The following is a 13,620-nucleotide window of genomic DNA, read 5'->3' as shown; positions in this document are numbered from 1 at the left end:
TTGGCGGTCCCGCAACCCCTGAGTTCCTGTTCATAGGAGGGCAATTGCGCCAACCGGAAACGATGGAGGTTACGATGCGCGCCCGATTCCTGAGCCTTACCGGGGTGACGGGCCTATTGGTCGCTTTAATTGGCGCCGTGCTTGCGGTGGGCGGTGCTGATCTTGTGTGGCTCGGCGGCACCATCTACTACGTCGTGACCGGGCTCCTCCTGATCGCCTCGGGAGTTTTGATCCTTCTGCAGCGACCGCTCGGGTTTTGGCTCTACGGGGTCGTCCTTGCCTTCACCCTGGTCTGGTCGCTTTACGAAGTCGGCCTCGACGGTTGGGCGTTGCTGCCGCGGCTGGTAGCGCCAGCAGTCTTGGGTCTGTGGATAGCAATGCCCTGGGCCGCCGGACGGCTCAGACTTCGCGCGGCACACCGCTGGATCGGCGCCGGCGTCTGCGTTGCGCTGATCGCGCTCGTGTTCGCCGCCGGTTGGATGACAACCGCCCAACGCTGGCGGCAGAACGGCCAGATCGCATCGGCCTCCGCCGTGAGCAATCCCGACTTCGGGATCGCGCCTGGCGACTGGATGTATTACGGCCGCACGGCTGACGGGCATCGATACTCGCCTCTGACGCAGATCAGCCCCGCCAATGTCAACCAGCTTAAGGTCGCCTGGACTTTTCACACAGGCGACATGCCCCGCCCTGGGGAGAACGCTCATGGCCACGAGTTCAACTTCGAGGCAACGCCGATCAAGGTCGGCGACACCATGTACCTGTGCACGCCGCACCGCGACGTCGTGGCGCTCGACCCCGTGACCGGTGATCAGCGCTGGCGTTTCCACCCGCAGAACGACACCAGGTCCAATATCTATCTCGCCTGCAGAGGCGTCGCGCACGCGACGGTCGGCGCAACAGGGGACACTTGCTCCGAGCGGATCATCTCGACGACAGCCGACGCGCGTTTGTTCGCATTGGATGCGCGGACGGGCCAACTCTGTCCGGATTTCGGCGAGAACGGCTATGTGGACCTGAGGCAGGGCATGGGTGTGGTGCCACCCGGTTTCCACTTCATAACCTCGCAGCCGATGATCGCCCGCGGCAAGATCATCCTCTCCGGCTGGGTTTACGACAATCAGACGGAGGGCGAGCCGTCGGGCGTGATTCGTGCCTTCGATGCCCGGACCGGCAAGCTCGCCTGGGCCTGGGACATGGGTCGCGACGATCCGACCTCGGCCCTCAAGCCCGGCGAAATCTATACACGCGGTACCCCGAACGGCTGGGGCGCGTACACAGCGGACGACAAGCTCGGGTTGGTCTACGTGCCTATGGGCAATGCCACGCCTGACTACTGGGGCGCCAAACGACGGCCGTTCGACGAGAAGTACAGCTCCGCCATCGTGGCGCTCGAGATCGACAGCGGGCGTGAGCGTTGGCACTTCCAGACTGTCCATCACGACGTGTGGGATTTCGATCTGCCGATTGCCGGCAGCCTTGTCGACCTGCCTGACGGCACGCCTGCTATGGTGCAGACCACGAAGCATGGACAGCTGTTCCTGCTCGATCGGCGCGACGGCCATCCGCTCGCCGCCGTTGAGGAGAAGCCGGTGCCGCAGGGCGGCCTGCCCGGCGACAGGCTCTCTCGGACCCAGCCCTATTCCGTGGGAATGCCAAGCCTGACGCCCGCCAGGCTGACGGGTGCAGACACCTGGGGTGTGACCCCGATCGATCAGATGCTGTGCCGCATCAAGCTCGCCGGCAGCCGAAACGACGGGCTCTTTACGCCGCCGACGACGAAAGGCTCCATCCTCTACCCGGCTTTCGACGGCGTGATCGACTGGCAGGGCGGAGCTATCGACCCCGCGCGCCATCTATTCATCGCCAACACCAGCTATATCCCTTTCACCTCCAAAGCGACGCCGCACGATGAGGCAGTGAAGAAGGGACTGATTTACCCTTGGGCCGGGTGGGAGAGCGGCCAGCCTTATCCGCAACCGCCTGAATTTGCCAACGGTCCGCAATATGGCACCCCTTACGAAGTCACCGTGAAGCCCTGGCTCAACGCCCTGGATGCCCCATGCATGCGGCCGCCCTGGGGCAAAATGGTCGCGATCGATCTCTCCACCCGCCAGATTGTCTGGGAGAGGCCCGTCGGAACCACACGCGACATGGGGCTGTTCAAGACCCACTACGACCTGCCGTTGCCGACCGGCATCTTCAACATCGGCGGCTCGTCCATTACCGCAGGCGGGCTGATCTTCGTCGGAGCCTATGCCGACGATTACATCCGCGCGATCGACGAGCGGAATGGCAAGGTCCTGTGGCAGGCGCGGCTCCCGGCTGGCGGGCAGGCGACGCCGGCGGTCTATCAAGGCCGCGACGGTCGCGAATATATAGCGATTGCCGCTGGCGGTCATGGCGGGTTAGGTACGCGCAACGGCGACGCCGTGATTGCGTACGCATTGCCCAGCAAATGAGCGCGTAATCGACACAGGTACGGCAGCAGGCGGCTCCGGTGAGCTCGCCGGCCGCGCCAATCGGGGAGGTGCGCGTAGCGGTCTTGCTGCTCGGGCCTGCACCGCAACTTCACCGGCGTCGTCGGGCAGCTCGGGGAGCAGGAACTACAGCGTTCGAATTTCTAATCTGCCTGCTTTAAGGCGACCAATCGTTTCTGGATCAAATCCGGGGAGCCGCGCAACTTCCCGCCAACTCGCGAGCGGCCTGGCCTCAACAACTGCACTTGCCTGCGCGAGGTTAAGTCCCCCGGCGGCCATGAGCTCGTCAACGGTCGCTGAATTAATATCGACCACCTGTCCGGCGTGATGAGCTTCGCGCGTCTTCGGACCTGCCATTGCCACTGCTTTCGTCGTTACCAACGTGCAACCAATCCACTCATAAGAAGTTCCACGCGCCTCCAACGCACTAATAGTCGGCGCTCAACAGGAGCCTGTAGTGGATCGTTTGCAGGCGGATCAAACCGTCCTGAATGAAGAAGGTGTCGGCACCGTCCGCAGCGTCGAAGCGCGCGGAGGTCGCACGCCAGATAAGCAGAGCGAAGCGCTCACGCACTTGCTTCTTGATCAACTCGAACTTCGCGCCGGGCAGCTGCTCTCTCAACCTTCTTGCCGAGTTCCTGAGCGCGTCATGGCCGCAGTCATTCGAGTTGACTGTAAGGAGAACAACATCGGCGGCGTAGTTGCGCGCCAGATCCTCCTCGAGACGACCTTGCAGCCTCAGCCGGAGATGGTCCTCAAACACCTGTCGGGCCGAACGTGTAGGCAGCTGCGAATTTTTGGGGGAACGGGTCATGCGGAGCCAAACTGGGTCGCTGTGGCAAAGTTCCATCAAAGGGACGGTTCGCTTCCAGGCTCCGCTGAATCAGCTCCGACAGGATCCGGGCGGCTCGCAACTGAGAGCTGCTCTGCGCACGGGGACACTTCGAAATGGCGGACGGAGTGACGCCAATCGCGCAGGGATTGACGGGGCAACCCAGGCACCGGATTCGCATTTGGAAAAAATATGCAGAAGCATCGAGTTTGCAGCACGTGGGCCGCCCCCGCTGAACGATGGTAAGACCCGGATAATTTTTGCCGCTGAAACATCGGAACCGTCGTGATGGTGGCCCCGAAGTTGTTATGGAAGCATTCAGACCCAACGAAAAGCGCGCCTGAGTTCCTTCACCCCGTCTTTCTGGTACCAGCGCCCGTGAGCGATGATGATGCGTTCAGGCCTCCATACAATCATCTGACGAACCGCCTTTCGCAGAGCCTGACCGGACCGGAAGAAAGTCAGTTGCATATCGATGGGAGCCTTGCCGTCGGGATCGGCTGCTCCAGAGAGACGCACAAGCGTACGGAAGAGCCAGCTGTGGATGCGCTTCAGCTCAAAGTTTTCGATGAGATCCGTCAGAATCAGTGTCCGAGACGCGCGGTGGAAGAATACGGCTTCTGTCAGCATGTCGCCTTTGACGACGAGAAGATCGATCTCCTCCGGCCAAGGCGACTGTCGGTCCATCAACGATTGGTCGACGAAAACCGGCCGCTTGGCTCGCTCAGCGAGGCCAGGAACCGCGAGCACGGGCACACTCGGCATTTGGGCCTTCCACTCGGGTATCCACCAATAGTGCAGGGAATTCGGTGCCACCAGGAAACGAATTGGCCCCTGGCTCTCGAGAGCAGAACGAAGTCCGGGCGAGTATTCCACTGGTGAATGAAGGATCAGACCTCCACTGTCCAGTCTGACCACCGTCATACGCGTGCTGAACGGCAGTTTCAGCCCCATCCAGGCGAAGGTGATTTCTGGCCCGTCGACAATCCACAGGTCGGGGGCGACAGGCTTGAGCACGTTGAGCGGCGCGTAAGGCTCTAGCAACGGTTCCGGACTACGCTCGCCGCTCATGATGTCACCGACCCAGACGCCTCAGTTGCCTGAGCGATTCCGCCAGCAACGGTTCCTGCCGCAGCATTTCGTGCAGATGGTCTGTGGCGAGCCGCTCCAGCACTTGGCTGCCTTCGGCCGTCATTGCAACAAGGACGCTACGACGGTCGTCAGGAGATTGCCGGCGTTCCACCAGGCCGACGTTCACCAGGCGATCCACCAGTTGCACCGCTCCGTTCGGCTGCAGGAGCATTTCCCGGGCGAGGTCCCGGATCATGACCGCCCCGCTCGGATGCACCTTGATCACAAGCATTGCCTGATATTGCTGGGAGGTGATGCCGGCTGCGGTCAGCTTGGCTTCGCTGAAGGCGAGAAACCTTCGCATCGCCCCGCGAAAGCCCGCCAATCCTTCATAGACGCTGTCGTCAAGCGGTGCGGCAAAAGCCGGACCGAAGGCCCCGCCGCAACGGGACGCCACAGGGTTTTCATTCGCTAAGTCGCCATGTGCGGGTCGTTTTGGGGGCGCCACTCTTCTCAACCCCATTAAATTATGTCATGCCATGACATATTCGATTGCTGACGAAAAGGCCAGCGTATTTGGCTGAGTTTGTCCGCTGCAGGCTATGGCAAGGAGCGACATGTCTGCGTTGAGTTCAGAAGGTACGACCGGGAAACTTGGGACTAGCTCTCCTGTCGAAACTTTGCCGGGCGATGAAGACAGCCGTCGTCTCCGCCTGCTTACCCTTTCGCTTCTGGCGCTGGGTCTCGGTATCGTCACCGGATTGGGCGCCGTGCTCTTCCGCGATCTGATCGGGCTGCTGCACAATCTTTTTTTCAACGGCACGTTTGTTGTTGCCTACGACGCAAACGTTTTCACCGCACCAAGCCGCTGGGGACCTTTCGTCATCCTGGCGCCGGTGATCGGGGCCGTGGTCGTGACCTTTCTGGTGTCCAACTTCGCGCCGGAGGCCAAGGGCCACGGTGTGCCGGAAGTGATGGACGCGATCTACTACAAGGAAGGGAAGATCCGGCCGATCGTGGCGCTGGTGAAATCGTTGGCCTCAGCCGTCGCCATCGGCTCTGGGTCCTCGGTCGGGCGCGAGGGACCGATCATCCAGATTGGCTCGGCGCTGGGCTCGACGCTTGGGCAGATGATCAGCATGCCGGTTGGCCAAAGGATCGCCTTGGTCGCTTCTGGTGCTGGCGCCGGCATCGCAGCGACGTTCAACACGCCGATCGGCGGCGTGATGTTCGCCATCGAGCTGATGATGCCGGAAGTGAGTGTCAGCACCTTCCTGCCGGTGGCGATCGCGACCGGCGCGGCGACCTTTGTGGGGCGTTGGTTTTTCGGCCAACTGCCGGCTTTTCTTGTGCCTCCGCTACAGGCGCTGCCTGCCGACACCAACGCAATCATGCTGCTGGTCCTTTATGCCGCCCTGGGTGGCCTGGTGGGGGTAGCAGCAGCGGGTTTCATCCGCGGCCTGCATCTGGCCGAAGACTGGTTCGATAAGATTCCCGGCCGCTATACACGCCATGTGATCGGCATGCTGACGCTGGGGGTGCTGATGTATGTCCTTTTCGTCACGCTTGGTCAGTACTATGTCGACGGCGTCGGATACGCCACGATCGAAAGCATTCTGACCGGCCAAATGTCCATCGGCTGGCTGCTGGTCCTACTGTTCGTCTGCAAGGCGGCGGCCACCTCTATCAGCCTTGGCGGGGGGTCGTCCGGCGGCATCTTCTCTCCCTCGCTGTTTATGGGCGCGGCGCTCGGCGGCGGGTTCGCGTCGCTGTTGCAGGCAATCGGTGTTCCCGTCCCCGTCAGCGTTCCGGCCTTCGCCATGGTCGGCATGGGTGCCATGGTCGGCGGCGGTACGGGCGCTGTGATGACCGCCGTCACCATGACATTCGAGATGACGCGACAATACGACATCGTCATGCCGATGATCCTTGCGGTTGCGGCCAGCGTCGGTGTGCGGCGGTTATTGTCCCGCGAGAATATCTACACGCTCAAGCTGGTGCGCCGTGGCCGCGCCATCCCCAAGGCGCTGCACGCCAACATGTTCCTGGTGCGCCATGCTCGGGAGGTCATGGATGCCGATATCATGGTTCTCTCGGCCGAGCGGGGCTTTGACGATTTCCTCCGCGAACACGAAGCGGAGAGCCGCCTGCGCCATGTGGTGGTTACCAGGGGTGACCAGATTTTCGGCGTCCTGCGTGTAAACACGGGCCTTCGGCGTGGTCTTGAAGGCGCTCACACGGGCGTGACCCTCGGCGACATTGCCACCCGCGACTTCACCATCGTGGGCGAAGATACGGTTGTCTCCGACGTCATTGAGCGGATATGGCGCAGGAACGCCTTCATGGCGGTGGTCGTGACCGGACACGGCATCCCACGCGCCGGCGATGTCATCGGCGTCGTCACGCGCGAACATGTCGCCAATTCGGTGGCCGAGGGCGTCCGGATCTATTCGCGATAACAGCCGGTTGGACCTGGGCTGGTCCTGAGAATCGATAGAGGAAAGACGACCCATGACCGAAGAAACCTCTCCGACGGACGAGAAAGCCTTACTGGGGAAGAGTCATTACGGAACCACAAAGTTGTCCTGTGGCCGACACCCACGAACGACTTCTCGAACGCAGGTCTCATGCTCGAGCCGGCGCGTGGGGTTGTGGCAGGCGAAATCAGCGAGCCCGCACCCGAAGTGACGAGCGAGCGCAACAAAGAGCTGGTTCCCGCCGACCGGCGACGCAGAAGCGCGTCTTCCCGGGCTTGAGACCCGCGCGCAGGCTGGTTCTGACGAATGCAGCGGACCCCTCGGGCAATTCAGGGTAGGTGTCAGACGCAGCTTCCGACCCAAAGCCGACGCGCGCCTCCACAACCCAACCCGACTTTGCCCCGTCGGCAGCTGATAGGCTACCAATTAGCTGCCGGTTTCCGAAAATCGAGAGATCTATTCGCAATCCTGAGAGATCTTGCAGGCCACTGGCCACCTGGACGAGCACAGAGCACATCCGGCCCCATGTTTTCCCGGCGGCGGCTCGGGGGTGTTGATACCGCCGCAGGGAAGATCTGAACGCTGATGCCTCAGCCCTTGCCGACCGGCAGCGCGACGAAGCGGTTCGAGTCGTTGCGGGTGATCTGCATCAGCACGGCCTTGCGGCCGGCCTTGGCGGCATCGGTCATCGCTTTGGAGACCTCGTCGGTCGTGTTCACCTCATTCGAATTGATCGAGGTGATGACGTCGCCGGGCTGGATGCCGCGGTCGGCCGCATCGCTGTCGGGATCGACGTCGGTGACCACGAGGCCCTTGCCTTTTTCGGCCTTGGTGACGGTCAGGCCGAGATTGGCAAGCGTGTCGGCTTTGCCCGCCGGCGCCGACTGCTTGCTGTTGTCGTCGTTCGAGGCCTGCTTGTCGCTCGCCGGCAGCGTGCCGAGATCGACCTTGACCGTCTCGTTCTTGCCGTTGCGCCAGACCGTCACGTCGACCGATTTGCCCGGCGCGAACGCACCGATCATGCGGGCGAGCTCCTTCGGCGAGGCGACATCCTTGCCGTCGACCTGGGTGATGACGTCCCCGGCGACGATGCCCGCCTTCTTGCCCGGCCCGCCATCCTGGGCGCTCGAAACCAGCGCGCCCTTGTCCGACTTCAGGCCGAGCGATTCGGCGATATCGGAGGTGACCGGCTGGATTTCGACGCCGAGCCAGCCGCGCTGGACCGAGCCGTTCTTCATCAGATCCTGGACGACCTGCTTGGCGGTCGAGGCCGGGATGTCGAAGGCGATGCCGACGCTGCCGCCCGACGGCGAGAAGATGGCGGTGTTGATGCCGACCACCTGGCCGTTGAGGTTGAAGGTCGGACCGCCCGAATTGCCGCGGTTGACCGGGGCATCGATCTGGATGAAGTCGTCATAGGGGCCGGCGCCGATGTCACGGCCGCGGGCCGAGACGATACCCGCGGTGACGGTGCCGCCGAGGCCGAACGGGTTGCCGACGGCAACCACCCAGTCGCCGATGCGGACCTTGGAATCGTCGGCGAAGTCGACATAGGGAAACTTGGTGCCGCCGCCATCGACCTTGAGCACGGCAAGGTCCGTGCGCGGGTCGGTGCCGATCAGCTTGGCGTCAAGCTCCTTGCCGTCATTGGTGACGACGCTGAAATCGGAGCCTTCCGACACGACGTGATTGTTGGTGACGAGATAGCCGTCCTCGGAGATGAAGAAGCCCGACCCTTGAGCGATCGGACGCGGCTGACCATTGCCATGGTCGCGGTGATTGAAGGGCCGCATGCCGAACTGGCCGCCCTGGTCGCCGAAGCCGCGGAATTCCTTGAAGAAGCGGCGCAGCTGCGGAGGCAGGTTGTCAAAACCCTCCTGAACGTCCGAGCCATCGTCGGCGGTCGGCTGGATCTTGGCCTTGACCTTGACGCTGACCACCGCCGGCGAGACGTGCTCGACGAGATCGGCGAAACTCGGCATCTGCGGGGCTTCGACGCGCACGGCATCGGCCAGCACGGGGGCGGTGCCGGTTGCGAGCATGCCCGCGCCGACCGTGCCGACGACGGCGAGCGAAGCGACGGCGGCCATCAGACGCTTGCGGGTGTTGGAAGATATACTGGGGAAGTTTTTCATGATCTGGTATCCTCTTCAAGATTGTGCCCTGAAGGGCGTCCTGTTTAAGAAGATAGACAGGGGAACATTACAATGTCATTTCCAGTGTATGAATCTTTAGTAATGTTTGCCTGTACAGTACGGGCCTTAAAATGGTCTGGTCGCGGCCGTCCATGCAGGGATCAGAAGCTTCGATCTCAGACAAAGCCCGTTTATCAGCGGCGCCTAAGCTCTAATCTCCTGCCTCTGGAATGAAACGTAGGCGATGGTGAACAGCACCAGAAGTGCTGCGATCATGCCGGCGAGCTGCGGCCAGATGAGGGCGACGCTCAGCGAAAAGGGCAGGGGTGCCCCCATCAGGGCCCCGCTCAACTGATCGGTAAACAGCAGACCGAGCGAACGCGTTGCCGGATTGAGCAGGGCCAGCGTGGTTTCGCCGTAGAGGGTGTTGGGCGAGATGCGGGCGATGGCTTGCCTGATCTCGATCTGATGGACCGCCGTCAAGGGATCGAGCGGGTCGATCGGCGCGACGGCTCCGGCGATCAGCGGCGCCAGCATCGGCCAGAACACCGTAAACAGCAGCCAGGCCGTGAGCGCGCATAGCGCCGAGGTCGCTGGCGATTTGACGATCGTGGAGAAGGCCATCGCTACCGCCAGCCAGACGCCCGCGTAAACAAATGAGGCGAACAGGAACGCAAGGCCGCGGGCGATCTCTTCACCGCTCGGTGGCAGCCCCAACAGGAGCATGCCAAGACCGGTCACCAGCAGCCACAGAGCCAGCAAGCATATGGCGATCACCAACAGTCCGCCCAGGAATTTGCCGGCAAGAAGCGCGTCGCGATAGATCGGCTGTGACAGGACGCGCGACAGCGTGCGGCGGTTGTATTCGCCATTGATGGCATCGAAGCCAAGCGCAATAGCCACCAGAGGCACCAGAAAGCCGAGGAAGAACACGAAGGATGGCAATGGCTGCTGCGCGGTGGTGAACAGGCGCAGGAACAGGAACTGGTCCTCGCCGACTGTGGCCTTGATCTGCCCGATTGCGGCATAGACCGAGCCGATTGCGGTGAGGATGACCAGGATCATCACCAGATGAATGCGAATGCTGTTCATATGATCGGCTGCTTCCTTGAGCGCGATCGTCGACAGGCCGGCAAACGGCGATCCTTCACGCCGCGACGTCATGGTTCTCTCCTTCGAAAAAGCGAACATAGACCTCGTCGAGAGTGGTCTGGCTCATCGTGATGGAATGAAGTGCTCCGCCGGCGCCAATGATGCGGCGCGCGACATCGGCCCGCACGTCGGCGGCGGCGTCGACGCGCCAGCGCTCGTCCTGCAAGCGCGTCAGGCCCGATACGTGCGGCACCCCGGCCAGCACCTTGACCAGATCTGCTTTCTCGATTTCGACTTCGATCCTGAACGTGCCGCCAAGAACATTGGCGGTGAGATCCTCGACCCGGCCGACGAGGCCGACCTGGCCTCTACGAAAAAGGGCCACACGGCCGCAGATCGTCTGCATCATGGCGAGTTGATGAGAGGAAAGCATGAACGTCACGCCCTCGGCCGCCAGCTCGCGGATCAAGTCCAGCAGTTCCTGCGTCGACTGCGGGTCGAGGCCGGAAGTCGGCTCGTCGAGAATGGCGATCTCGGCCTGTTTGACCAGCACTTCTGCCAGCCCGAGCCGCTGGCGCATGCCGCGCGAGAAAGTCGCGACGCGGCGATGGGCGACCTCCGTGAGCCGCACCCTCCCGAGGGCATCGGCAATCCGTCCCTGCGCCTGTTTCGATATCAGGCCCGCAAGCCTTGCTGTGAAGGCCAGATTTTCCCATGCGGTCAGATGATCGTAAAAGCCAATCTGGTCCGGCAGATAACCGACCCGCCGTTTGACGGCCAGCGGCTGGCGCAACGGATCGAGTCCGAGCACAGTGATCGAGCCCGCGGTCGGCTCCGTCAGACCGAGAAGCAAGAGTATGGTGGTGGTCTTTCCCGAGCCATTGGGGCCGAGCAAGCCGAAGACCTCGCCCTTCTCGACGGTGAGATCGATGCCGTCAACCGCCGCAAAACGACCGTAGCGCTTGACAAGGCCCCGTGCTTCGATGACCGGGCTCATCGCCGTCCATACCGCGTTACGGCAAAGGCCAGCATCAACGCAGAGGCGCCGATGACGCCAAGGCCGGTCACGCCCCACATCGTGGATGTGCGCACCGTCACCCGGAAATTGGCGCTATCGGATGCGCCGTCTCCATTGGCGCGGACCGAGACCATGTAGTCGCCAGCGATCGCCTGGGTCGAAGGTGTCATCGAGACGCCGACATCGGCTGTTCCGCCTGGTGCGATCTCCTCGACTTTCTCGGGATTGAAGGTGACTTTCCAGCCAGATGGCGGGCTCGCCGAAAGCTTCAGATCGCGGGCAGGGGCCGACCCGCTGTTCGACAGTGTGAATGTGAAGGTACGCTCCTGACCCGCCGTTGCATCGCCCGAAAGCCGCCCCTGCGGCCCTGAAAGAGAAACGGATGGCCTGCCGGTGATGTCGAGCAGCAGTTTGGTGTCGGCGTTGGCGGCGCCGCCGCTGGCGGCTACGGCCACCGGATACTGGCCCGCCTCGGCGTTGTCGGGCGGCTGGACGCTGACGGACAGCGTTTTCGATTCTCCCGCCTTCAGCGGCAAGCTGGTCAGTTCCTGCGAGCCGTAGCCCTGCTTGAAGGTCACCTGGAAGCCGGGTGGCGCCTTCGACAGTAGATTGACAGTAGAGTCCTCTTGGCCGTCGTTCTTGATGTCGACCTGGAAGTCGAAAGCCGATTTGGCGGTGCCGCGCAACGCTGGCAGCTTTGGCTCCAGCGTCAGCTTCGCAGGCTCGGTCTTAGTGAGCGTCATCGCCATCGGCAATTTCAAAGCCTCTGTAGAAGCCTTGCCGGACACGGCAAAGTTCACGGCCTTGCCGAGGTCGCCCGTCGGAGGCGTCAACTTCAGCGTGAGGCTGACCGTGCCGTCCGACCCGGCAATTGCCGCGGTGACGGGTTTGCCGCCGCCGTCGATCTCCCACTTCCAGCCATCAGGCAGGCCATCGACACCGAGCTCGACGCGTTGCGGCGGCAGACCGCGGTTGGCCAGGTTCAAGGGCACGCTGACGTTCTTCCCTGCCTGGGCCGAGAACTCCGGATAGGGCGTGGTCAGCCACAAGCCGCTCGGCGGCTGAGCAGCCGCACTCGCGGCCGACTGTGCGTATGCCTGGGGTGCGGTTGAAGCGAGACCGATTGCGATCAGGGCTGCTGTGATACAGGGTGTCGGGATCGAAAAGGGCGCGCGAATACCCGCAGGAATCATGGATACCTCCCGCTCATAAATCGAAAATTGTCATTTTCTTGCAAAGCCTTGGAGGCATTTGCAGGGAATAAAAAATGGACCCTTCAATGTGGCACGAGTTGGGCAACTCCAGGCCGACCAGGCCGTGTTCACGGATTTGTTCCTTTTTGTAGTAGCGCGTGATGACGGCGACCAGCTTCTCTCCCGCCGAGAAGGCGGAACTGGTCTTGGAGAGGAACACTGCGCAACGACGAATTGCGGCAACCGCGACCTCACCCTGCGGCAAGTGCGGGCAAACAACGTCTGATCGGTCTGCGCCGGAAGAGCAGCCGCAACCGGCTACGCGGCTTTCGGGCAGGCGCTAGAGGTTTCGGCAAGTCTCGCTCCCGACCGTAACGGGCGCTTCTTTAGAGACAAAAAGTACAAGTTTCGAATATTGAAAAATCCCTCATTCTGCTTCCATATAATTTCCGGAAAAATTGCATAATACCTATAACGACGGATTAATTTCTTTCCGCCCGATCGTCTCAGTCAAACCTGCGCGAAGGCGGTGAAACTTAGGAACGTTCCTCTTTCTCAGGCATTTTCCCTAGTCTGCATCTCATCCACTCCTGTTTGCTGGGTCCGGAAAATTGTCACCTAGAGAGCATAATTTGCCGAACCCTGACGGCGGTGAGATCTCCGTCGTCGATCTTATTCCTGCCTTGCGGGCTTTTGCGCGAACTTTCTGTCGGGTGCCCGACGACGCCGACGATCTCGTCCAGGAGACATTGGCCAAGGGACTTGCCAACCAGGACAAGTTCGAGCCGGGCACGCGCCTGAAGTCCTGGCTGTTTACGATCATGCGCAACACGCATTTTACGCGCATCAAAGCCGCGGCGCGGGAGACGCCCGGGCTGCTCGAATGCGCCTCCAGCCGGCCGATTTCGGAACCGTCCCAGGAGTGGTCCGTCCAAAGCAGGGAAGTGCATCAAGCCATCCAGAAGCTGCCCTCGCAGCAGCGTGAGGTTTTGATGCTGATCGGCGTGCTGGGCGTCAGCTACGAAGAGACCGCGGAGATCTGCGGTTGTGCCATCGGCACGGTCAAAAGCCGCCTTAACCGTGCCCGTGCGGGTGTTCTGGAGTCGCTCGGGGAAAGCTCGCCTCAGGCGCTGATCGAGCGCCGGCGTCAATTTTCAGACGACCATTGGGATACTGGCGCGCAAGACAGCAAGACCGCCGAAACCCACCTGCGCTGACCTTCCCTCATTGGCTTGCCCTCTCTCGTCAAAACCAGGCCCAATTCAGGCCGAGTAGATTGAGCGCCTTCGCTTCGGGAGTGCCCCGTCTTTGCGACCGAAGCA

At 61.9% G+C, this 13,620-nt stretch carries 12 protein-coding genes; 3 read left to right on the top strand and 9 right to left on the bottom strand.

The window, feature by feature from the left end; translation table 11 throughout:
- Positions 1-74 precede the first annotated feature (74 nt).
- The gene (locus MJ8_RS23960) at positions 75-2,462 is read left to right on the top strand and encodes a membrane-bound PQQ-dependent dehydrogenase, glucose/quinate/shikimate family (RefSeq protein ID WP_201411159.1); all 2,388 of its coding nucleotides are present in this window, start codon (positions 75-77) and stop codon (positions 2,460-2,462) included.
- Positions 2,463-2,606: 144 nt separating this feature from the next.
- Here MJ8_RS23960 and MJ8_RS32830 read toward each other — a convergent pair whose 3' ends face one another.
- The 4 genes from MJ8_RS32830 to MJ8_RS23940 form a co-directional block, all read right to left on the bottom strand.
- Entirely contained in the window at positions 2,607-2,759 is a 153-nt protein-coding gene (locus MJ8_RS32830; RefSeq protein WP_412177128.1) for a hypothetical protein, read from the bottom strand.
- Positions 2,760-2,907: 148 nt separating this feature from the next.
- The gene (locus MJ8_RS23950; protein WP_201411157.1) at positions 2,908-3,294 is read right to left on the bottom strand and encodes a hypothetical protein; all 387 of its coding nucleotides are present in this window, start codon (positions 3,292-3,294) and stop codon (positions 2,908-2,910) included.
- A gap of 336 nt (positions 3,295-3,630) precedes the next feature.
- Entirely contained in the window at positions 3,631-4,383 is a 753-nt protein-coding gene (locus MJ8_RS23945) for a DUF4336 domain-containing protein (protein WP_201411156.1), read from the bottom strand.
- A gap of 4 nt (positions 4,384-4,387) precedes the next feature.
- Positions 4,388-4,840, bottom strand: coding sequence for a MarR family winged helix-turn-helix transcriptional regulator (locus MJ8_RS23940; RefSeq protein WP_225248017.1), 453 nt, complete (start codon positions 4,838-4,840; stop codon positions 4,388-4,390).
- A 160-nt stretch (positions 4,841-5,000) separates the two neighbouring features.
- On the opposite strand from MJ8_RS23940, the gene MJ8_RS23935 reads away from it, so the two are divergent.
- Positions 5,001-6,842 carry a chloride channel protein gene (locus MJ8_RS23935; RefSeq protein ID WP_201411154.1) on the top strand — a complete coding sequence of 614 codons (1,842 nt, stop codon included), beginning with the start codon at positions 5,001-5,003 and terminating at the stop codon, positions 6,840-6,842.
- A 608-nt stretch (positions 6,843-7,450) separates the two neighbouring features.
- Here MJ8_RS23935 and MJ8_RS23930 read toward each other — a convergent pair.
- The 5 genes from MJ8_RS23930 to MJ8_RS32095 form a co-directional block, all read right to left on the bottom strand.
- The gene (locus tag MJ8_RS23930) at positions 7,451-8,995 is read right to left on the bottom strand and encodes a Do family serine endopeptidase (protein ID WP_201411153.1); all 1,545 of its coding nucleotides are present in this window, start codon (positions 8,993-8,995) and stop codon (positions 7,451-7,453) included.
- Positions 8,996-9,199: 204 nt separating this feature from the next.
- Positions 9,200-10,159 carry an ABC transporter permease gene (locus MJ8_RS23925; protein WP_201411152.1) on the bottom strand — a complete coding sequence of 320 codons (960 nt, stop codon included), beginning with the start codon at positions 10,157-10,159 and terminating at the stop codon, positions 9,200-9,202.
- Positions 10,143-11,084 (bottom strand): ABC transporter ATP-binding protein, encoded by a 942-nt coding sequence (locus tag MJ8_RS23920; RefSeq protein WP_201411151.1) that lies wholly within the window; start codon positions 11,082-11,084, stop codon positions 10,143-10,145. Before MJ8_RS23920 ends, MJ8_RS23925 begins: the two co-directional genes overlap by 17 nt.
- On the bottom strand, positions 11,081-12,154 hold the full coding sequence (locus MJ8_RS23915) for an NEW3 domain-containing protein (protein ID WP_225248016.1): 1,074 nt from the start codon (positions 12,152-12,154) through the stop codon (positions 11,081-11,083). Before MJ8_RS23915 ends, MJ8_RS23920 begins: the two co-directional genes overlap by 4 nt.
- Positions 12,155-12,311: 157 nt before the next feature.
- Positions 12,312-12,563, bottom strand: coding sequence for a hypothetical protein (locus MJ8_RS32095; protein WP_210345613.1), 252 nt, complete (start codon positions 12,561-12,563; stop codon positions 12,312-12,314).
- A gap of 367 nt (positions 12,564-12,930) precedes the next feature.
- Here MJ8_RS32095 and MJ8_RS23910 point away from each other — a divergent pair, with 367 nt between their 5' ends.
- Positions 12,931-13,515, top strand: coding sequence for a sigma-70 family RNA polymerase sigma factor (locus MJ8_RS23910; protein ID WP_201411149.1), 585 nt, complete (start codon positions 12,931-12,933; stop codon positions 13,513-13,515).
- Positions 13,516-13,620 lie beyond the last annotated feature (105 nt).

Source organism: Mesorhizobium sp. J8, from assembly GCF_016591715.1.
Lineage (GTDB): Bacteria > Pseudomonadota > Alphaproteobacteria > Rhizobiales > Rhizobiaceae > Mesorhizobium.
This window is presented reverse-complemented; position numbering and strand designations above follow the sequence as displayed.

Excerpts from the sequence above, each read along its gene's own strand:
- MJ8_RS23925 (WP_201411152.1), bottom strand. The coding sequence starts at position 10,159 with ATGACGTCGCGGCGTGAAGGATCGCCGTTTGCCGGCCTGTCGACGATC.
- MJ8_RS23960 (WP_201411159.1), top strand. The coding sequence starts at position 75 with ATGCGCGCCCGATTCCTGAGCCTTACCGGGGTGACGGGCCTATTGGTC.
- MJ8_RS23935 (WP_201411154.1), top strand. The coding sequence starts at position 5,001 with ATGTCTGCGTTGAGTTCAGAAGGTACGACCGGGAAACTTGGGACTAGC.
- MJ8_RS23920 (WP_201411151.1), bottom strand. The coding sequence starts at position 11,084 with ATGAGCCCGGTCATCGAAGCACGGGGCCTTGTCAAGCGCTACGGTCGT.
- MJ8_RS32830 (WP_412177128.1), bottom strand. The coding sequence starts at position 2,759 with ATGGCCGCCGGGGGACTTAACCTCGCGCAGGCAAGTGCAGTTGTTGAG.
- MJ8_RS23945 (WP_201411156.1), bottom strand. The coding sequence starts at position 4,383 with ATGAGCGGCGAGCGTAGTCCGGAACCGTTGCTAGAGCCTTACGCGCCG.
- MJ8_RS23950 (WP_201411157.1), bottom strand. The coding sequence starts at position 3,294 with ATGACCCGTTCCCCCAAAAATTCGCAGCTGCCTACACGTTCGGCCCGA.
- MJ8_RS23930 (WP_201411153.1), bottom strand. The coding sequence starts at position 8,995 with ATGAAAAACTTCCCCAGTATATCTTCCAACACCCGCAAGCGTCTGATG.